At 39.3% G+C, this 20,252-nt stretch carries 16 protein-coding genes and 1 pseudogene; 15 read left to right on the top strand and 2 right to left on the bottom strand.

The window, feature by feature from the left end; translation table 11 throughout:
* Window positions 1-8: 8 nt before the first annotated feature.
* The 4 genes from FLM47_RS18135 (at window position 9) to FLM47_RS18120 (ending at window position 8,145) form a co-directional block, all read left to right on the top strand.
* Window positions 9-3,158 carry an efflux RND transporter permease subunit gene (locus FLM47_RS18135; RefSeq protein ID WP_178957224.1) on the top strand — a complete coding sequence of 1,050 codons (3,150 nt, stop codon included), beginning with the start codon at window positions 9-11 and terminating at the stop codon, window positions 3,156-3,158.
* Window positions 3,151-4,560, top strand: a complete 1,410-nt coding sequence (locus tag FLM47_RS18130) for a TolC family protein (protein ID WP_178957222.1) — start codon at window positions 3,151-3,153, stop codon at window positions 4,558-4,560. Before FLM47_RS18135 ends, FLM47_RS18130 begins: the two co-directional genes overlap by 8 nt.
* Window positions 4,561-4,571: 11 nt before the next feature.
* The gene (locus tag FLM47_RS18125; protein ID WP_178957221.1) at window positions 4,572-5,597 is read left to right on the top strand and encodes a zinc-binding dehydrogenase; all 1,026 of its coding nucleotides are present in this window, start codon (window positions 4,572-4,574) and stop codon (window positions 5,595-5,597) included.
* Between the two features lie 292 nt (window positions 5,598-5,889).
* Entirely contained in the window at window positions 5,890-8,145 is a 2,256-nt protein-coding gene (locus FLM47_RS18120; protein ID WP_178957219.1) for an acyl-CoA dehydrogenase, read from the top strand.
* Between the two features lie 173 nt (window positions 8,146-8,318).
* Here FLM47_RS18120 and FLM47_RS18115 read toward each other — a convergent pair whose 3' ends face one another.
* Window positions 8,319-9,287, bottom strand: a complete 969-nt coding sequence (locus FLM47_RS18115; RefSeq protein ID WP_178957218.1) for an integron integrase — start codon at window positions 9,285-9,287, stop codon at window positions 8,319-8,321.
* Window positions 9,288-9,528: 241 nt separating this feature from the next.
* On the opposite strand from FLM47_RS18115, the gene FLM47_RS18110 reads away from it, so the two are divergent.
* The 3 genes from FLM47_RS18110 to FLM47_RS18100 all read left to right on the top strand — a co-directional run bounded on the left by FLM47_RS18110 (window position 9,529) and on the right by FLM47_RS18100 (window position 12,887).
* Window positions 9,529-10,065, top strand: a complete 537-nt coding sequence (locus tag FLM47_RS18110; RefSeq protein WP_178957420.1) for a GNAT family N-acetyltransferase — start codon at window positions 9,529-9,531, stop codon at window positions 10,063-10,065.
* Between the two features lie 132 nt (window positions 10,066-10,197).
* Entirely contained in the window at window positions 10,198-12,150 is a 1,953-nt protein-coding gene (locus FLM47_RS18105; RefSeq protein ID WP_178957217.1) for a hypothetical protein, read from the top strand.
* 176 nt (window positions 12,151-12,326) lie between these two features.
* Window positions 12,327-12,887: a trans-aconitate 2-methyltransferase gene (locus FLM47_RS18100; RefSeq protein WP_178957216.1), complete on the top strand. Its 561-nt coding sequence runs from the start codon at window positions 12,327-12,329 to the stop codon at window positions 12,885-12,887.
* 434 nt (window positions 12,888-13,321) lie between these two features.
* On the opposite strand, the pseudogene FLM47_RS18095 reads toward FLM47_RS18100, so the two are convergent.
* A pseudogene (locus FLM47_RS18095) lies at window positions 13,322-14,475 on the bottom strand (IS110 family transposase).
* 140 nt (window positions 14,476-14,615) lie between these two features.
* Here FLM47_RS18095 and FLM47_RS18090 point away from each other — a divergent pair.
* The 8 genes from FLM47_RS18090 (at window position 14,616) to FLM47_RS18055 (ending at window position 20,224) form a co-directional block, all read left to right on the top strand.
* Complete coding sequence (locus tag FLM47_RS18090) at window positions 14,616-15,005, top strand: hypothetical protein (protein WP_178957452.1); 390 nt, start codon at window positions 14,616-14,618, stop codon at window positions 15,003-15,005.
* A gap of 139 nt (window positions 15,006-15,144) precedes the next feature.
* Window positions 15,145-15,531: a hypothetical protein gene (locus FLM47_RS18085; RefSeq protein WP_138765052.1), complete on the top strand. Its 387-nt coding sequence runs from the start codon at window positions 15,145-15,147 to the stop codon at window positions 15,529-15,531.
* Between the two features lie 124 nt (window positions 15,532-15,655).
* Window positions 15,656-16,045: a hypothetical protein gene (locus FLM47_RS18080; protein ID WP_138765051.1), complete on the top strand. Its 390-nt coding sequence runs from the start codon at window positions 15,656-15,658 to the stop codon at window positions 16,043-16,045.
* A gap of 112 nt (window positions 16,046-16,157) precedes the next feature.
* A complete protein-coding gene (locus FLM47_RS18075) occupies window positions 16,158-16,472 on the top strand; it encodes a hypothetical protein (protein ID WP_008466158.1) in 315 nt (104 codons plus the stop codon).
* A 108-nt stretch (window positions 16,473-16,580) separates the two neighbouring features.
* A complete protein-coding gene (locus FLM47_RS18070; RefSeq protein WP_076920550.1) occupies window positions 16,581-17,081 on the top strand; it encodes a GNAT family N-acetyltransferase in 501 nt (166 codons plus the stop codon).
* A 180-nt stretch (window positions 17,082-17,261) separates the two neighbouring features.
* On the top strand, window positions 17,262-18,209 hold the full coding sequence (locus FLM47_RS18065; protein WP_178957450.1) for a DUF1679 domain-containing protein: 948 nt from the start codon (window positions 17,262-17,264) through the stop codon (window positions 18,207-18,209).
* A gap of 134 nt (window positions 18,210-18,343) precedes the next feature.
* The gene (upp, locus tag FLM47_RS18060; protein WP_008466150.1) at window positions 18,344-18,976 is read left to right on the top strand and encodes a uracil phosphoribosyltransferase; all 633 of its coding nucleotides are present in this window, start codon (window positions 18,344-18,346) and stop codon (window positions 18,974-18,976) included.
* A gap of 9 nt (window positions 18,977-18,985) precedes the next feature.
* A complete protein-coding gene (locus FLM47_RS18055; RefSeq protein WP_055011979.1) occupies window positions 18,986-20,224 on the top strand; it encodes a uracil-xanthine permease family protein in 1,239 nt (412 codons plus the stop codon).
* Window positions 20,225-20,252 lie beyond the last annotated feature (28 nt).

Below are 20,252 nucleotides of genomic sequence, written 5' to 3'. Positions count from 1 at the left end.
GTTATTAAATGAAATTTTCACACTTTTTTATCCAGCGACCGATTTTTGCGGCCATGCTGTCGCTGATTATCTTGATTGCTGGTGGCATTTCTTTATTTCAGCTGCCAGTCAGTGAATACCCAGAAGTTGTACCACCTACAGTGGTAGTAACAGCCAGCTACCCGGGCGCAAACCCAACGGTTATTGCACAAACAGTAGCAACGCCGCTAGAACAAGAAATAAACGGCACTGAAAACATGCTATACATGTTTTCACAAGCAACCAGTGATGGGCGCATGACCTTAACGGTAACATTTGCCTTGGGTACGGACTTAGACCGTGCTCAAGTACAAGTGCAAAACCGAGTAAATAGTGCATTACCGCGCCTGCCACAAGAGGTGCAGCGTTTAGGGGTAGTTGCTGAAAAGTCATCACCCGATTTAACCATGGTGGTGCATTTATATTCACCCCAAAATAGCCATGATACGGCGTATTTATCAAATTATGCCGATTTAAACATTAAAGATGAAATAGCACGTTTACCTGGCGTGGGTGATATTCAGTTATTTGGTGGTGGTAAATATGCTATGCGTGTGTGGTTAAATCCAGATGCATTAGCAGCACGTGAGCTTACAGCAACCGATGTTGTGGCTGCTTTGCGCTCGCAAAATCAGCAAGTTGCAGCGGGTAGCTTAGGTGCGCAACCAATCTCTAACGATAGCCAATTTCAAATTTTATTAAACGTGAAAGGCCGCCTAAATAGCATTGAAGAATTTAAGCAGGTCATTATTAAAGTAGGTGATCAAGGGCAACTTACGCGTTTGTCAGATGTGGCGCGTGTTGACTTAGGTCAAGACTCATACTCACTGCGTGCTGAACTTGATAATCAACCCGCATTGGCAATGCCAATATTTCAACGCCCGGGTTCAAATGCCATTGAGCTTTCAGATCAGGTGCGTGAAACCATGGCACGTTTATCGAAAGATTTTCCTGAAGGTGTTGAATACGACATTGTTTATGATCCAACTGTATTCGTTCGCGGCTCTATTGATGCGGTAATAGCCACATTGCTTGAAGCAATCGCATTGGTTGTTATTGTCGTTATTGTATTTTTACAAACGTGGCGCGCGTCAATTATTCCGCTTATAGCTGTGCCAGTTTCACTTATTGGTACTTTTGCTGTAATGCAGTGGCTTGGTGTTTCTATTAATACCTTATCGCTATTTGGTTTAGTACTGGCTATAGGTATAGTGGTTGATGATGCGATTGTAGTGGTCGAAAATGTAGAACGAAATATAGAAAACGGCTTATCGCCGCTTGAAGCAACACGTGTTGCAATGACAGAGGTAACCGGCCCAATTATTGCGATTGCATTAGTTTTGTGTGCGGTATTTATTCCAACGGCTTTTATTACTGGGCTTTCTGGGCAGTTTTATAAGCAATTTGCTTTAACCATTACTATTTCAACGGTTATTTCTGCGTTTAACTCACTGACATTGTCACCGGCGCTAGCAGCCTTATTGTTAAAATCGCACGACGCAAAGCCTGATGCGTTTACCCGCTTGTTAGATAAGTTATTTGGTCGCTGGTTATTCAAGCCATTTAACCGACTGTTTAACCGTGGTGCAACAGGGTATGAAAAGCTAGTACAAAAGCTTATTCGTATGAGCGTGGTGGTAATGGTTGCCTATGTTGCTTTAGTTGGCGGCACGATTAAGTTGTTTGACGCGGTACCTGGTGGCTTTATTCCACAGCAAGATAAGCAATACTTAGTTGCCATTGCGCAGCTACCAGATGCAGCAAGCTTAGACAGAACCGAAGCGGTAGTAAAACAAATGCAGCAAATAGCGCTCGAGGTTCCTGGGGTTGCAAACACCGTGGCGTTTCCTGGCCTATCTGTAAATGGGTTTACTAATAGCCCTAACAGCGGCATTGTATTTACACCACTGGCTCCCTTTGCAGAGCGTACCGATCCGAGTATGTCTGCATCTGCCATTGCGGCGCAGTTAAACCAACGTTTTGCAGCTATTGATGAAGCGTTTGTGGCTGTATTTCCGCCACCGCCCATTCAAGGCTTAGGCACCACCGGTGGTTTTAAACTGCAAATTGAGGATAGAGCAAACAAAGGCTTTGAAGCATTATTTAATAGCTTGCAATCAGTGATTGCCGCGGCGCAAAAAGATCCGGCGTTAATGGGGCTGTATTCAAGCTTTAGAATTCAAGTGCCGCAAATGGATATTGATATTGACCGCGAGCAAGCACTTATCCAAGGTATTGCGCTTGATGAAGTATTTAACTCATTGCAGATTTATTTAGGCTCAGTGTATGTAAACGACTTTAATATGTTTGGTCGTACTTACCAAGTTAATGCCCAAGCAGATGCCGAATTTAGAGTAGACCCAGAGCAAATACTAAACCTAAAAGTACGTAATCGTGAAGGTAACATGGTGCCACTAGGCTCAGTGCTTACGGTAACGCCAACTATAGGCCCAGATCGTGTTATGCACTACAACGGCTACCCAAGTGCTGAACTTAACGGCAGCCCAGCACCAGGTTATAGCTCAGACCAAGCGCAAACAGCGATTGAAAATGTATTGGCGAAAACGCTACCTACAGGTATTGAATATGAGTGGACTGAGGTAACGTATCAGCAAGTACTTGCCGGTAATACCATGGTGTACGTGTTCCCACTGGTGGTATTGCTTGTGTTTATGGTATTGGCAGCACAGTATGAAAGCCTACGTTTACCACTGGCCATTATTTTAATTGTACCTATGACTATATTCTCTGCGTTATTAGGGGTGTGGTTGGTAGGTTCAGACAACAATATATTTACTCAAATAGCGTTAATTGTACTGGTGGCATTGGCCTCTAAAAACGCCATTTTAATGGTGGAATTTGCCAAAGATAAACACGATACCGGATTATCGCACCTTGAGGCTATGTTGGCGGCGTGTCGCATGCGTTTACGTCCTATTTTAATGACCTCAATTGCCTTTACAGCGGGTGTTATACCGTTAGTGTTGGCAACCGGTGCCGGTGCTGAAATGCGTCATGCAATGGGTAACGCAGTATTCTCAGGTATGATTGGTGTGACTGTATTTGGGCTATTATTTACACCAGTGTTTTATATGCTGGTGGTAAAAAAGCAGCGCGCTGAGGAGTCTTTAAATGACTAAATTACATTTAAATCAATTTAAGATGCCGGCATTTTTAGGCTCTGTGTTAGCAATTGCAGTGTTATCTGGCTGTGCGAGCAAAATAGATACAGCAGTTGAGCAACAACAAGTAAACAAGTTTGTTGCCCAAGCAATATCGGCTGATCAGTATGTTGGTGAAGATGAGCAAAATTGGTGGCACAAGCTAGGCTCAGCGCAATTAAACCAGCTTGTTAGTAATGCTTTGGCTAATAACTACGACTTACAAACGAGTCAGCTGGTGCTTAAAAGTGCGTTGGCACGTATTGGCGAACAACAAGCACAATACTTACCGCAAGGCGGTGTTGCGGTTGGAGCCAAGCGAAGTGGATTAGGCGATACCAATAGCCGACAATCAAGTGCGAATGTAGCACTTGATTGGCAGCTCGACTTATTTGGCCGAATCACTGCACTCGTTGATGCTGCAAATTCACAAGCAATGAGCCAAGCCGAGCAAGTTAGGCTATTACAAATTGAAGTTGTGTCATCTGTGGTTAAAGGATTTGCTAGCTATCAGGGTAACCTGCAAAAGCAACAAATTATTGAAATGCAAATTGAAGCGCTCGAACAAAGTATTCAAGTGCTGCAAGCGCAAGTAGATGAAGGTGTGGCAAATGAGCTTGATTTAAACCGCACCATGGCGCAACTTAGGCAGCAACAAGCACTCATTCCGGCGATTGAATATGCTAAGTTTCGTGATTTATCTACGCTTGCGGTATTAAGTGCACAACCAACGCAATCACTGAGTATTGATGATGAACGCGCTATATTGAGTAAGGCATTTCAAGTGTCATTAGCAAAGCCTAATCAAGCGATTGCACTAAGACCCGATATTAGCCGAGCATTATATGACTTTAGCCAAGCAAATAGTTTAAGTGTGGCAGCAAGTAAAGCCTTATTGCCAGATATCAGCTTAAGTGGTTTTGCAGGCGTGCTAAGTTTGGGTAGTAATGGTTTTAGCGACACCCAGCAGCAGTGGCAAGTTGCACCGCAGGTACAATGGTCTTTATTAAGTTATCCTGCGTTGCTGGCTCAGCGTGATGCGCAGCAATTTTTAAGTCAAGCTGCTTATACTGACTATCAACAAGTGGTTTTAAAAGCCATTAACGAGAGTGAACTTTCATTGCAATACTTGGTCAATCAAGCACAGCAATCGCGTTTTGCTGAGCAGCGGTATCAGTTTGCTAATAATGCATTTTTACAAGCACAAGCAATGTATGAAGAAGGGCAAATTCCTTACTTAGAGTTGTTAGATGCACGTCAGGATGTTTTAATAGCACAAGAAAATGCCGTTGATTCAACTATTTCATCGTTACTGGCTAAGGTAAATGCTTACCAGTCATTTAATGGACGATGGAGTTACGCGTTAAGTAGTACTAACTAGTAGAGTTTTTGATGCCTAATACTGTAGTTACAAACCCAAATACTATTCCTTCATCTATGCAGGCTATTGCCTTAATGGAGCCTAATGAGGATATTAGCTTAGTTGATATGCAATTACCTGTGCCTCAATGCACAGGTAATGAGCTGTTAGTAAAAGTGGAGTATGTTGGTTTAAATCCGGTGGATGCGCAATTTGCTAAATCTGGCTTTTGTTTATGGCAGTATCCGCATGTTTTAGGCTTAGATGCAGTGGGTGTAGTGGTTAAAGCGGGTAAAGGCGTGTTTCCTGGCGTGGGTGAGCGTGTTATGTGGCACGCCAGTATTGGTGAGCAAGGGGTATTGAGCGAATACGCAAAAGTGCCTAATTATGCGGTGTCTATCATTCCCAAGCAATTAGCCAGTGACAAGGCTGCTACATTACCCTGTGCCGGAATGGCAGCGCTTATCAGCTTAGATAAATTAGCTGTAAGTGAAGGCGACACCCTCTTTGTTGAAGGGGGCGCAGGTGCAGTAGGGCAATTTGCTATTCAGTTTGCTAAGCAACGTGGTGCCGATGTGTTTACAACTGCTTCTAAGCGTAACCACAAATTGGTTAAGCAGCTAGGCGCAGATGTCGTCTTTGATTACAACGACAAAACCTTATGTGACAAAATTCGCCGAGAGTTAGGGCCGCAAGGATTTGATGCCGTTATTGATATTATGGGCGGGGAATCGACCATTCAAAATATTGAGCTAATGCGTTTTTGCGGTCGTATTGCTTGTTTAAATCCACTGCCTAATTTTGAACAGCAGTTAATGTTTAGGCGTGCGCCAAATATTAGTATTGTGTCATTAGGTGGTGCGTGGTTAGCCAACAGCTTATGTGCGCAGCAGCGGATGAGTTTTATGGGGAATTTATTGCTTGAAACAGTCTCTAATGGCGATATAAAACACCCTGAAATTCTAGCTGTTGATTTTAACGCGCAGGCAGTATCTAGCGCCTTAAACAACCAGTTAGCAGGTGGTTTTACAGGTAAACAAGTGGTTAAAATAAGCTAGGTTTACTCAGATTCCCATATTTAAAAAGCGCAGCCTAATTTTAGGTTGCGCTTTTTTGTTTCTACTTTCTTACCAAATCCGTATTTACGGCGTTGTGAGGCTGAATTATTAAATTTTTGACAAAAAAAATAACAATTCAGCGTACAGTTGTAAGCCTTTTTATTTCAACAGTTTACGTTCAGGTAAAGAAAATAAATTGCAAAAACTGTTAATTATTTGAATAGAGTAATTGATCTAAAGCGATTTTTATGACGTAATGTAGGTATTATTTATCTGGTCGGATGAGTTCGTTATGAGTTTACGTACAAAATTAAAAAAAGTATTACCAAGTATTTCAGTTACTGAGCAAGAAGCGCTAGACGCTGGCGATGTATGGCTAGAAGGGTCTATCTATCAAGGTAAACCAGATTTTAGCGCGCTACGCGATGTACCTGCGGCAAAACTAACCGCAGACGAACAAGCGTTTCTAGACGGCCCAGTACAAGAATTACTAAGCATGATTGATGATTCAGTCATTCAAAATGGTATTCATTTACCAAACGACATTTTAGAGTTTTTGAAAAAAGAGCGTTTCTTCTCGCTGATCATCCCTAAATCGTTTGGCGGTTTAGAGTTCAGTCCATACGCTAACTCAACAATTGTAGGTACTATTGCGACTAAGAGTTCAGCGGTTGCGGTAACTGTAATGGTACCAAACTCGTTAGGCCCAGGTGAGTTACTACTTCACTTCGGTACAGAGGAGCAACAGGCACATTACTTACCACGTTTAGCAAATGGTACAGACATTCCATGTTTTGCATTAACCAGCCCAGAAGCAGGTTCTGATGCAGGCGGTATTCCTGATGTAGGTACTGTAACAAAAGGCATGTACAACGGCGAAGAAGTACTTGGTCTAGAAATCACATGGGACAAACGCTACATTACACTCGCGCCAATTGCTACTGTACTTGGTTTAGCGTTTAAAGTAGTTGACCCTGATGGTTTATTAGGTGGTAAAGAAAACCTAGGTATTACTTGTGCCCTTATTCCAAAAGAGCACCCAGGCGTAGAGCTTGGTAATCGTCATGATCCTATGGGTATTCGTTTTTACAACGGTACTACGCGTGGTAACAAAGTATTTGTACCAATGGACTTTGTTATCGGTGGTCAGAAAAACATCGGTCGCGGTTGGCAAATGCTAGTTAGCTGTTTAGGCGCAGGTCGTGGTATTTCATTACCAGCGTTAGGTGTAAGTACAGCGCAAGTGGCGTTAAAGTCAGCTTCTGAATATGCAGCCGTGCGTGAACAGTTTGGTTTATCAATTGGCCAATTTGAAGGTATTCAAGAAAAGCTAGCTGACATTGCAGGTAAAACATACCTACAAGAAGCAATGCGAGTACTGACAACTGAAGGTTTAGGCATGGGCTTAAAACCATCGGTAGTAACTGCAATCGCTAAATACCATATGACAGAGCTTGGCCGTGATGTGCTTGACTCAGCAATGGATATTCAAGCGGGTAAAGCAATTCAGAACGGTCCTCAAAATACACTTGCTAGCGGTTATGTGGCGCAGCCAATTGCCATTACGGTAGAGGGCGCGAACATTCTTACTCGCAACCTGATGATCTTTGGCCAAGGTGTTATGCGTTGTCACCCATACTTACAATCTATGGTTGAGTCTATCCACAGCGATGACAAAAACGCAGATGCAGAATTTAACGGTATTTTACGTAAAACGGTTGGTTACAGCACAGCAAATAGCTTACGTGCATTCCGTTTAGGTGTACTACCATTTACTGCTGGCGCAAGCTCTGCATTACCAGAAGTACGTGACTACGAAAAAGCAGTACATAAACTATCAGCTAAATTAGCTGTATATGCTGACTTCTCGTTACTAGTACTTGGCGGTAAATTAAAGCAGGCTGAAATGCTTTCAGCACGTTTAGGCGATGTAATGAGCTTCTTGTATGCAGCTATGGCATCTATTAAGTATTACGAGCAAAAAGTAGCAAGCAGCGAGCGTGAGCAAGCGGCTCCTTACTTCCATTATGCGACTCGTTTTGCACTACAAAGTGCAGAAGAAGCATTGCACAAGTTCTTAGATAACTTCCCTGCAAGTGGTACTCGTAAGTTCATTCGTTTCATTACTATGAACTACTCAACTAAAATGCCAAAAATTAGCGATGATTTAATTCGTGAATTAGCAAAACAAGCTCAGCTTGATACGGCATTTAAAGCGCAAATCACACATTTAGTTAAGCCAATTGAAGGTGATGGTCATCACATCAATGAGCAAGCTTACAAAGCTAAAATGGCGTCACTTGAGCTATTAGCTAAAGTGAAAAAAGCGCTACGTGCTAAAACCTTTAAGCCGGGTACGCGTTTTTCAATCACGCTTGAAAATGCACTTGCTGCAAAAGTAATTAACGACGCTGAATTTGTTCAGTTAAGTGATTACAACAAAAAGCGTGAAAAAGCGATTCGTGTTGATGAGTTCGACTTCGATATGAACATTCTAGACGACAACGCACAGCCAGTTAATCCGCTTAAAAGCGTGGTTAACCAATAAAATTCAATAATGCAAAGCGCCTGCAGTTTAGGCGCTTTTATTGATACAAAATTAGTGTGGAGTCCTGCTTGAGTAATATTAAGCGGGGCTTTTTTATGTTTTTCAAAGTAGAAATAGATAGCAGTATTGGTCTTAAAGCGAATATGTATGCGTAGAGGATTAAAAAGAGACGCTTATAATCTTGAAAAAGGGCTAACAACCCCGTTGGCACCTTGTTGCAGTACATGGGTATATATTTGTGTGGTTTTAACATCAGAATGGCCAAGCTGAGCTTGAACAGTTCTTATATCGGCGCCATTTTGCAGTAGATGAGTAGCAAAAGAGTGTCTTAATGTATGAGGTGTTATTATTTTTGTTAATCCTGATTTTTGGACGGCTCTTTTAACCTCTTTTCTAATACAAGAGTGATGAAAATGATGTCGTCTTATTTCACCACTTTGAGGATCTGAACTTAATATATGAGAAGGAAATAAATACTGCCACGCAAGCGATTTTGCGGCACTTGGATATTTTTTTGTTAAAGCATATGGCATCCATACACCAGCATATTCCGTATTATTTAAATCCAGTTTTAAATAGTCATCAACGTTCAAAATTTGATTTCTTAGCATAGGTATTAGCTCTGTGGCCAGCGTAACAATGCGGTGTTTATTACCTTTTCCATTCCATACTTGAATGCATTTATAATCAAAATCAATATCTTTCACTCTTAATTGCACCGCTTCCATTACTCTTAAGCCACTTCCATACATGAGGGCTGCAATTAAATAATAGCGCTTATTTAAATGAGCCATCAACATTTTAACTTCCTCTTGGGTCATCACTACAGGGAGCTTTGCTTGTTTTTTACTATGGGCAAAATTTAAATTTAATGAGAGTTCTTTTTTTATTATGTGCTTGTATAAAAATGACAATGAATTGAGTGCGGTGGCTTGCGTACGTGGTGCAACGTTTTGCTTTAACACTAAATGTTCTAAGTAGCGTTCGACTTCATTGTCCCCCATTGAGGCGGGATGGCGTTTATTATGAAAATGGATATAAGATGCAATCCATCTTAGGTAGGTATCTACGGTGCGTAATGAATATTGACGAACTAGCATATATTCAGCTATGTAATTTAAAAATGGGGAACGTGTTTTCATACTATTACCAATAATAGTGCTGTTTTTATATACAGTATAGTTGTGATGCACACATATTCAAGAAAATGAGCGGCGAGCGCATTTTCTCTTTTATTGAGAGTTTGAGTGCTAATAAAAAATTATATATAGCAATGTGTTAAGTTATTTGGTAAAAATGATTTATAAAATACATGAGCGTATCGTTGGCAGAAATATGCGCGATGAGCGCACTATAAAATTGTTATATAGCAAAGGAAAGTCAGTGCAAATTGAAACCCAAAGGTTGACTTTAAAACCAATTAGTAAAGATGACTGGGAATTTTTTGAGGAACTTCATCAATCAAGCGGTGTACTCAAATATGTCAGCGATCCATTTACCGAATCTGAAATAAGTGAACGCTTTAATTCTCGCTTAGGTGAATGGAAAAAGACTTCAAATCAATGGTTAACTTTGACAATCATTGAACACGCAACTGGGAATAAAATTGGCGTAACTGGTTTTTTTCCTGAGTGGGAACCATATCAACAGGCTGAACTTGGTTTCTTGCTAAGTCCAAAATTTCAAGGCAAAGGGTATGGCAAAGAGTCAACTAAAGCCGTTATTGAATATGCATTTAATCAATGTAACTTCCATAAAGTGATCGCAACTGTCACTGAAGGTAATTCCCCGTCATTTAATTTACTAAAAGCTTTGGGCTTTACTCATGAAGGTACAATTCGAGATAACTTTAAATTAGGTGGCAATTGGTGCAACGATTTAAAGTTAGGGTTACTTAATCATGAGTACAATGCTATATAACAAGCGCATTAAGTAATGGGACACATAATAGTTGGCTTGTCGCTCGTTCCTCGCTAAATTATAGCCAACTATTATTTAGCCCCTTATGCGGGCGTTAGGCGTTCCTGCATGAACTTATTAGAGTGTCTATAAGTGAAAAAAAATAGAAGATCTTTAAATCGAAAAAAACGTGTTAATAAAATAAAAAGTGGATCAAGAAGCTCTAATGCAGGCAAAGCCACTAAAGTGTTAGCTCTTCCCGAGTATTACCAATTGGTATTTTCAGAGATCCATGACATCTACAGAGATGAGATATACCAAAAATACGTTTTAGATTCTCAATCTTTTAGGCGTGATGCGATCTGTAAATACAAATACCTAATTATTGGCAAGGATCATTATCAACAGTATGAAGTGCTGCAAAATATTTTGTGTGTACTAGAAGAAGAAATGGGGCGAGTAATAAAGAGGCATTCCGTATTCTTCTGGCTTCATCTTTACAGGCGAATAGCTCCATGCTTGGCTGAAGATTTGGGTGCAAATACAAGTGAATCTGTAACTGTAAATGTTAGGCAACAAGCAGAGCAAGCGATTAAAAAATATGGAAAACTATCGTGTAACAATGATTTCTCCTTGTCTTCTAATGCTGATTTTGGCTTGATTTTAGGGGGGCTCCTAAAGAAATCTTACACCAAGAATTTTGAAAGAAAAATTGTTTCTTTTTATGAAAAAGAATTGAAGAGAAGTCCTCAGTGGGTTTTAACTGACTTTAAAGTTGATGATGTTCTTGATGTTTATTATATAGAAGGAATTTCTTACCAGTATTGGTATGTTTCAGCTAAGATGCGATCTCTAGGAAAAGGTATTGCACTGTCGATTTCTGATTTGGGTGATGTAACAGAGGAAAGGACAATAGAGCAGGAGTCTTTAATTTTAGATTTCGACAGAAGAAACGAAGAAGATAATATTCAGTTAGGTATTGCTAGTAATGTTGGGACTTATACAGCTTCAAATTTAAAGGATGTAAGTCGCGCGCATGAAATTATTTTGATTCCATATATTAATGCGTCACATTACACCGCCAAAATTTTGGGCCTTACTGACCTGCCAGATGAGTTTTCCCCAAACTATATACCCTGGTTTATTAATTCTAATGACTTCTATAATTCACATTCATACTTATCGAAAAAGTTCATGAAAAAATTTGGTTTCGGGCTTCTTGAGCTTCTTCAATTTGCTGGCTTTCTTTCAAATTATATCATGTCAAATGATCCTAGAAGAAAAGCTATTAATAAGTCTATAGGGCTTAGTTATCATTCTAAATTTAATAGGGTATTGCACAGTAAATCATTCTTTAGAAGAGATAAAGATGAAATTTTAAAATATTATGATAGCCTGAAAAATAATTATTACATTAAAGAGTCTGAACTGGAATATCAAATAGATTCCATTTTTGACCACGTCATCTTAAGTGAGGAAAAGCAAAGGGATATAGGTATTTGGTCGAGAGGCCCGCAGTACGTATTGATTGCTCTAGATGAGGGGTATTTGTGTGACTCATCATCTTGGCACTTTCTATTTCAAAATATGTTTTATGGTCTCCGGCATTACGACCCTAAATCAATTAAGGGCCATGAGTTTGAAGCCACTTTATCTGATGTTTTAGAAGAAAATGATTTTGATGTAATAAAAAAATCATTTGTTATTGTATCCGGAGAAAGTAAGCGTGAAATAGATGTAGCTGTTAGAATTCAAGATAACCTATATTTGTTTGAGTGTAAGGCCTCAGAAAGGCCGTTGAATTTTGATATCGGGAATCCCAAGACAATCGAGAAACGAACAAAGGATTTAAAAGAAAAGCTTGGGCAAGCCGACTCTCTTAAAGATTTTGTATTGGAAAACAAAGTCGGCAATAATTATGATTTCTCATGGGCTAAGAATGTTAACAGTTGTGTCGTATCACCGTTCACGGAGTGGATTTGGTCTGCTGATAATTATCTTTGGACGGATTGCAAGAAATTTCCTAGGGTTATCTCTGTGCATGGCACTATACAATACTTAATTTCAGAGAAGTCAAGGCTATCTCTTGAGGCTACTTGTTCATAAATATGTATTACGTATTCTGCTCAAATATAAAATGTAAGTCGGGATATTGCCTAACAATTTGCTGCACTCGGAAAAATTACTCGCTACGCTCCCAATTTTCCGGTGAGCAAGGCGTTATATTACTCAATGTTTATATGAATTATTGAGTTCAAAATAGACCTTTATGAGTATCCCAAATGAAAACATATGAGACGAAAGATGGTGTTGAAGATTATATTAGAATGTGTGATGGCTATGATAATTCTAAATTTCAAAACGAACTGTTAAATCATTTGAAAGAAGGTTCTAGTCTTCTTGAGGTTGGTATGGGTCCAGGGAATGACTTTGAGTGGTTATCAAATACGTATCGAGTCACAGGAAGTGATTATTCAAAAGAGTTTATTGAAAAAGCCAAAGCTCGGTTTTCCGAGGGAGAGTTTATAATTTTAGATGCTGTTAGTTTAAAATCAGATAAAAAATATGATGGTATTTATTCATGTAAAGTTTATCAACATTTTGAATTAGATTTAATTGAAAAATCTCTAAAAAATCAATTTGAATTGCTTAATGAAAATGGGGTTATTGCTCATTCTTTTTGGATTGGAGATACGGTTTTCGAAGACGGGGACATGAAAGCAATATATCACAATAAAGATCGCTTACTGTCATTAATCAGAGATAGATTTACAATACTTGAAGAAATTGAATATGAAGAGTTTGAGCCTAATGATTCGGTTTTTATTTTAGCAAAAAAGTGAGTCCGTAATATAACAAGAATTTAAAGCAGGACTATGCTGCTAACAGTTTGCTCGGTTCCGCTTCGCTACACAATTTTAGCAAACTATTATCAGCCCCTTAAATGGGCGTTGGTATGACTCCCACTGTCAAGTTAAGCACACTGATCCTTGCCTAACTTTTTAAGCCATAATTACTTTAGCTCGAATTAGAGCGAGTTAATACATAGGATGAAGCAAGTAATGTCGTCGGTTATCTTGCTGATATTCGTTGGTTTTTACTATTTCTAGTAACAGAGCAGACCTTACTTAGTGCGTCCTGTGGCGGTCACCGATGGCACCTGTCTTCAGTCTATGTTCGTGGTTCAATGCAGCGTTAGCTGCATTGCCATCCTAACGCCGTCGGTGGTTGTGCCACACCCGATGCTTGATCCCATGCATTAACTCTAATTCGTTTATCATGCGGGTACTCTTGCCAATCTAAGTTTTGCATTCACTGGCGTAAGCACCACTTCTTTTGCAATAGCCCATATGTACGCAATCATTTCTCGGGCAATGGCGGTAACAACCAGATTGTAGTGTTTCCCTTTGGCTATCATTTTTTTATATCGCTTGCAGAGCCTAAGCTGTGCTTTCCACGCAATATCAATAATGTCCTTTGGTAAACCTTCTTGTCGTTTTTGCATATCTGTGGATATATTTGCTGCATAGCGATAAGTATGTGCACCTTCCACAAGAAGGCGTCTTGCTCGGCCATTTCCGCATTTTGTGATGGCGCCAATATGGCGTTTGCCACCACTCGAGTGTTCACTAGGTACAAGACCGAGGTAACTCATTAATTTGCGGGGATGGTCGAATCGCGATAAATCGCCGAGCTCAGCCACAACGCCGGTGGCGACCAACAAACGAACACCACGCATAGCTTGTATTGCTTTAACAACGAGATAATAACGCCATTGATGGACGTGATGTGTAAGTTCATTATCTCATCGTTCAAGTCGGCTTACTCGCTCGGTAATTGTTTGTAAAAACTCTTGTAAAACGATGTGCTGTGCTGGGTGTGGAAGCACAAGCTCAGTGAGCCAACGTAAATGTTTTTGTGACCAATTTGCAGTGCCTTTGTAATTAATATTATTACGAAGCAGCAGTGCTTTTAATTGATATTTAGCATCTTTTAAATCTTTCATGGCTACTTCGCGTGCGCGAGATAAATCACGTACAGCTTCATCTTCAGGCTCGGGAACATAAATAGGTGTTAAATCTTCAGATTTAAGTAATTTAGCGAGCTTAAGGGCATCACGTTTATCGGTTTTAATCTTCTCGCCTAGTTTTTTAGGAATAAGAGACGGGGCAACCACATAACAGCAATGGCCGAGGCTGGTAATCAATCGATAAATCCAATAACCACAAGGGCCGGCTTCATAAACAAAGTGAAGCGTTGCATCAGAGTATTTAGATTCAAACTGACGAACAAGCTTTTGAACGGCCACTTTGGAAGAAGAGAATCGACCAAGGTGAACAGGTTGAGCCCCTCTATGTTCTTCAATATAGGCGACTTCATTGATTCTTTATGTGTATCAAGACCAATAAAAAGTATGCTATGTTTGTTCATGTTAGCCTCTGCTGTTTAGTTAATTGACAAACTAATTATGGCTCTGGCTTTGAATTAAGCTAACCCACGAAAAGCGGAGGCTAACACCGTGTGGGAGTCATTATGTCTATGCCATTAGGAGAGAACTTATGTTGAGAATGATGTCTTGGATATTGCTGGTTTGTACATTTTGTGCCCATTCGGGTGAAGAGGTACTTTCCATTGATAGAGTTGTACCTAATAGTTTTGATTTGGCCTTTCCAAACGAATCAAACATTCAGCCAGAGCAGAGTGATTTTAGTGTAAATAATTTTGTATTAATGAGTAACGATTCTGGTGAGCGTTGGGCGGTAGTAACTTTGACTAATATGGCATCAGGTCGACGAAGTCTAACTAGTAAACACCTAATGGCTATCGTTGCAGATGGGCAACGAATTGCACCATTGGAGTTTTTACAATCATTCAAAGCAGATGAGACACTATCGTTAACTATCAACTTTGGAGAAAGTAAGTTTCCTTTGCTATCAATCTATTCAAGGTCTGGCAAATAACAAGTACATCAAGGTGCTCGCAAACTTGCTAGGATATCAAAACTACACGGGGATTGAGTTTGGTGCTCTGCATAATTTAACCAAATTGCTGTTACGTTTTTGTGCCCTATATGTGGGTTTGTGTGTACAAGGAGGCAAAGTGAATAGCAGACATATTTTATTACTCGTTATCATCTTATTTATAACTGGTTGTACTAGGTCAGGCCAACTTTATTATATTGATGCTAAAGGTAATGAGAAACTTGGTTGTGATGTAGAATTTATAGGTATGCCAAGTGTTGATAAATTTGCTGTTGAATATACTTTAAGCCTTTGCGCTAAAAGCATTGTTAAAAAAGGCGGTGTGATCCAGGAAGAACACCTTTTAATGATTGATACAGCTATTCCCTTAGCTCCATGTGAAAAGGCTTGGAGTCACGAATTAGCTAAGCAACGATATCAGGCTAAAAAGTTAACTAAGAAAGAGTATGGCTATATTGTTGCAAATATAGATTTAGGTTTAGCAACAGTCAATAACTGCACATAACAGGCGCTTTAAGCGCGGGCTGCTAACAGCTGACTCAGCTTCGCTACATACACTTTAGCCAACAATTATCAGCCCTTTATGCGGGCTTTAGGTTTTTATCAAAATATGGAGTTTTATTCTAATTATGGAAAAATCAGTTCAAGTCAAAAATAATGAAGATAGTACAGAGAAATCTCGAAGTGTAGAAAAAAATAAAATCCAAAATGAAACTATTACAACAGAGCTACATTTTGAGTTGTTAAAACAGTATGCATGGCTATCATCAGCAATAATAGGTGCTATTGTTATACTTATTCAATTAAAAGTACTTACCTTTGGCTCCAAGGTTTATATTCCTTTAGGTTGTTTTTGTTTTTCAATTCTTAACTCTTTAATTGCTCAAGACTATATAGTTGAGTCATTAACAAAAGGTAAAACTATTTATGATATCTCTAAAAAAGTATATATATTACGCAACTTATCTGTATTTGGTTTAGGGCTTGGCGTAGGGTTACTTGCTAATAGCTTTATTTAGACAACAAACACATTAAGCAGGATAAAACAGTTGGCTTTTGTTCCTGCGTCGCTAATTTTGCCAATTATTTTATTGCCTCTAATGGGGTGTTAAATACCTAAATGGAGTTTAGATGAATATTCAAGTTTTTAGACCAAAACAATTTGTAGATATGGCAAGAGACTATAAGTTGTTTGCGGATGACGTAGAAGTTGCCACTATAAAAAGAGGAGTTACGCAAACAGTAAACATCCCTGATTCAACTAAAACTATTCAAGCGAAAATAGATTGGTGTTCAAGCCAAACTTTTCCTGTAGCCTCAATTACTGACAAAGGAATTATTATTAAAAATTCTTTTGGTAGTAATATATTCAAATTGCTTTTTTTAACTATTTATTATGTCAGTTTCGGTAAAAGCAAATACTTATCGGTAACAAACGGTATTTAGCATGATCATTAAACGGACAATGCTCTTCCCCCGTTCTAGTGAACACATCCTCATCAATTTAATTAACAATTTTAAGTCTGTTGTTTGGCGAAATGATTAGAGGTTCATATGGTGTTTGAAAAACTGGCTAAACATCATGCTAGTCAACTGTTAGATTTTGAATTAGAAAATAAGCAATGGTTTGAAACGCTAATTGAGCCTAGAGCTAAGTCGTTTTATTCAATAAAAGGTGTTACCGAGCACATTGATTTATTAATTAATCAAATGAATGAAGGCACTGGTTATAGTGGGGTATTACTTCAAAATAACATTATAGTTGCACGAGCAAATATTAAGGACGTCTCAAATAATGAAGCGTTTGTTGGCTATCGTGTGGCTGAAGCTTTTACTTCTAAGGGGGCTGCTAGTTTTTGTTTGTCACAGCTTATAAATATTGCTCAAAGTAAATTTAATATTACTCAGCTGAAAGCGTTGGTCTTGGAAAATAATCCCGCATCAATGCGTGTACTAAAAAAATTTGGTTTTCAAGCCATAAATACAAATGTAAACGCTATAACTATAAATGGTAGGCGACTAAGTTGTATAGAGTTCTGTGCAAAATACGCATGACAAGCTGCTTTTTGTGGTATGACTAATTTGGCCATCCATTCAAAAACTAGCATTCGTTTTTTATATACTGGTTTGTGTAAAACCATATGAACTTATTTATTAAGAGCTTTGTTTTAAGACCTTTTATTTAAAACACCGTCTAATGTTAAACTAACTAAAATTTAGCAACCTAATATGGCTATGTCTTTTTATCTTCCATTACTTACCCCGTATTTTGAGCGTGTAGCCATTGGCAAAACCCTAACCTCGCTTTGGAGTGGCTGTGGCCAAATTGTGAAGTGCCAACTTGATGAGCAAGCCTGTGTGATTAAAGCGATTAAAGTACCCGATCACATTAATCACCCTAAAATTAAACAAAGCAACTTTGCACTGACTAGGAAGCGTGACTCTTATCACGTTGAATATACGTTTTATCAGCAATTTAGCCATAAGCTGCCCAAGCAAGCTGCAGCTATTGAATGCATTAAAGCAATCAACATGGGCGATGAGTTTGCCTTGGTGTTTAAAGATTTTTCAAAGCAGGGGTACAGCCAAGCAACCACCGAGAATATAAAAGCCATATTAAAGTGGTTGGCACATTTTCATGCCTTTCATTTAAATACAAAGTTTGATGGTTTATGGGCGCAAGGAAGCTATTGGCATTTGGGTACACGCCCTGATGAATTTAATAACTTACCTGAAAAGTCCGATATTAAACAGGCTGCATCACTGTTAAGCGGCGCATTAAAGCAGTGTGATTATAAAACGTTAATTCATGGTGATGCCAAGCTTGCTAACTTTGCCGCTAATAGCCAAGGGCATATTCTCGGTTACGATTTTCAATATGTGGGTGCGGGTGTTGGGGTGATTGATGTAATGTATTTTATGACCAGCTGTATGGATGATTCTGAGCTTCATAAACACGCACAGAGCTACCTTGATTATTATTTTAGCCAATTGAAGCAAGCTCTGAGTGACTATCAACCACACATTAATGCTGATGATGTTGTTACACAATGGGCTCATTTATGGCCAGTGGCATGGGCAGACTTTTATCGGTTTTTACTTGGGTGGAGTCCAGAACACAAAAAGATTAACAGCTACATGCATGATCAGGTAAATAATTGGTTAGCGAGTAACAACTCATAAACACAAAAAATCTTTATAGTTGTGGCTAAATTAAATATTTTGGCACGAACTATGAAATCAAGGCTAAAATTAACAGTCAAACGGCCTGTTTTAATATAAAATACGTCAAATTTTTTATCACTAGGTTTATTACTATGGCTATTCACGTTATTTCTCATCCCCTTGTTCAACATAAGTTAGGTTTAATGCGCGCGCATGGAATTAGCACGAAAAGTTTTCGCGAGTTGTGTTCAGAAGTGGGCACATTATTAACTTACGAAGCCACTAAAAACCTAGAATTAGAAGATAACGAAATTACAGGCTGGGACGGTAATAAACTTAAAGTTGAGCACATTAAGGGTAAAAAAATTACCGTGGTGCCAATTTTACGTGCGGGCCTTGGTATGATGGACGGCGTAATGTCGTTACTCCCAGCGGCTAAAGTGAGTGTAGTGGGTTTAGAGCGTAACGAAGAAACTCTTGAGCCAGTACCCTACTTTGAAAAACTAGTGGGTAATATTGATGAGCGTTTAAGCTTAGTGATTGACCCAATGCTGGCTACTGGTGGCTCTATGATCGCCACCATTGATATGCTTAAAAAAGCGGGCTGTAAAGAAATTAAAGTAATCGTACTGGTTGCTGCACCTGAGGGCGTTGAAAAAACATTAGCCGCTCACCCTGATATTGAGATTTTTACTGCCTCAGTTGATAGCCATTTAAATGAAAAGGGTTACATTATCCCAGGGCTTGGCGATGCAGGTGACAAAATTTTCGGTACGGTTTACTAAGGTTTAGCAGTGCAAAATAATTCTACATTTTCTATAAAAACTATTCTAACCGGTGCCCAAATGCTGTTTGTTGCATTTGGTGCGTTGGTACTAGTGCCAATATTAACTGGCCTAGATCCTAGCGTAGCCTTGTTTACCGCTGGTTTAGGTACTTTGTTGTTTCAATTTGTGACTAAAGGCCAAGTGCCTATTTTTTTAGCTTCGTCATTTGCGTTTATTGCGCCCATTATTGCCTCAGTACAAATGTGGGGTATACCCGCCACTATGGGGGGGTTAATGGCGGCGGGCTTTACTTATATGCTATTAAGTTTATTAGTGAAGTTTAAAGGCACAAAAACCTTGCATAAAATTTTGCCGCCAATTGTGGTAGGCCCAGTCATTATGGTGATTGGTCTAGCGCTTGCGCCTGCGGCGGTTAATATGGCGATGGGTAAAAGTGGCGATGGTGGCACACAAATTATTGCCTACGACAGCGCTATTATTATCTCTATGTTCTCATTGCTCGTTACTTTAGTGTTTGCCGTGTGGGGTAAAGGGGTATTTAAATTAATACCTATTTTAGCCGGTGTTGTTGCCGGTTACACGCTATCGTTATTTATGGGTATAGTGCAATTTGAAGCCGTAAGTAATGCACAGTGGTTAGCTGTGCCAAACTTTGTGTTACCAGAGTTTAAATGGCAAGCCATATTATTTATGGTGCCGGTGGCAATTGCGCCTGCTATTGAACACATTGGCGACATGATGGCAATTAGCCAAGTTACAAAAAAAGACTATTTGAAAAAACCAGGACTACATCGCACCTTATTTGGTGATGGTTTAGCTACTTCTGCCGCATCCTTATTTGGCGGCCCACCGAACACCACTTACTCAGAGGTAACTGGTGCGGTAATGCTTACTAAAAACTTTAACCCTAAAGTAATGATGTGGACTGCCATTATCGCAATTTGCTTAGCATTTGTTGCTAAAATGGGCGCTAGTTTGCAAACCATTCCGGTGCCAGTAATGGGCGGAATAATGATTTTATTATTTGGCTCTATTGCGGTTATTGGTTTAAACACCTTAGTTAAATCGGGCGATGACTTAAGTGAACCGCGTAATTTAAGTATTGTGGCACTTATTTTAATTTGTGGTATTGGTGGTATGTACATAGGTAGTAGTGAGTTCAGCCTAGAAGGTGTGAGCTTATGTGCTATTTTAGGCATAGTATTAAACTTAGTATTACCCAAAGCACAGAGCAACCAGAGTTAAGTTTGCACTGTGGTTAAAAATATTGCAC

The organism is Pseudoalteromonas sp. Scap06, from assembly GCF_013394165.1.
In the GTDB taxonomy this organism is placed as follows: Bacteria; Pseudomonadota; Gammaproteobacteria; order Enterobacterales; family Alteromonadaceae; genus Pseudoalteromonas.
Note: the sequence above shows the minus strand (reverse complement) of the source record. Positions and strands in the feature narration are given on the sequence as shown.

Coding starts and splice junctions, on each gene's coding strand:
- FLM47_RS18135 (WP_178957224.1), top strand. CDS start 9: ATGAAATTTTCACACTTTTTTATCCAGCGACCGATTTTTGCGGCCATG.
- FLM47_RS18130 (WP_178957222.1), top strand. CDS start 3,151: ATGACTAAATTACATTTAAATCAATTTAAGATGCCGGCATTTTTAGGC.
- FLM47_RS18125 (WP_178957221.1), top strand. CDS start 4,572: ATGCCTAATACTGTAGTTACAAACCCAAATACTATTCCTTCATCTATG.
- FLM47_RS18120 (WP_178957219.1), top strand. CDS start 5,890: ATGAGTTTACGTACAAAATTAAAAAAAGTATTACCAAGTATTTCAGTT.
- FLM47_RS18115 (WP_178957218.1), bottom strand. CDS start 9,287: ATGAAAACACGTTCCCCATTTTTAAATTACATAGCTGAATATATGCTA.
- FLM47_RS18100 (WP_178957216.1), top strand. CDS start 12,327: ATGAAAACATATGAGACGAAAGATGGTGTTGAAGATTATATTAGAATG.
- FLM47_RS18090 (WP_178957452.1), top strand. CDS start 14,616: ATGTCTTGGATATTGCTGGTTTGTACATTTTGTGCCCATTCGGGTGAA.
- FLM47_RS18080 (WP_138765051.1), top strand. CDS start 15,656: ATGGAAAAATCAGTTCAAGTCAAAAATAATGAAGATAGTACAGAGAAA.
- FLM47_RS18075 (WP_008466158.1), top strand. CDS start 16,158: ATGAATATTCAAGTTTTTAGACCAAAACAATTTGTAGATATGGCAAGA.
- FLM47_RS18070 (WP_076920550.1), top strand. CDS start 16,581: ATGGTGTTTGAAAAACTGGCTAAACATCATGCTAGTCAACTGTTAGAT.
- FLM47_RS18065 (WP_178957450.1), top strand. CDS start 17,262: ATGTCTTTTTATCTTCCATTACTTACCCCGTATTTTGAGCGTGTAGCC.
- upp (WP_008466150.1), top strand. CDS start 18,344: ATGGCTATTCACGTTATTTCTCATCCCCTTGTTCAACATAAGTTAGGT.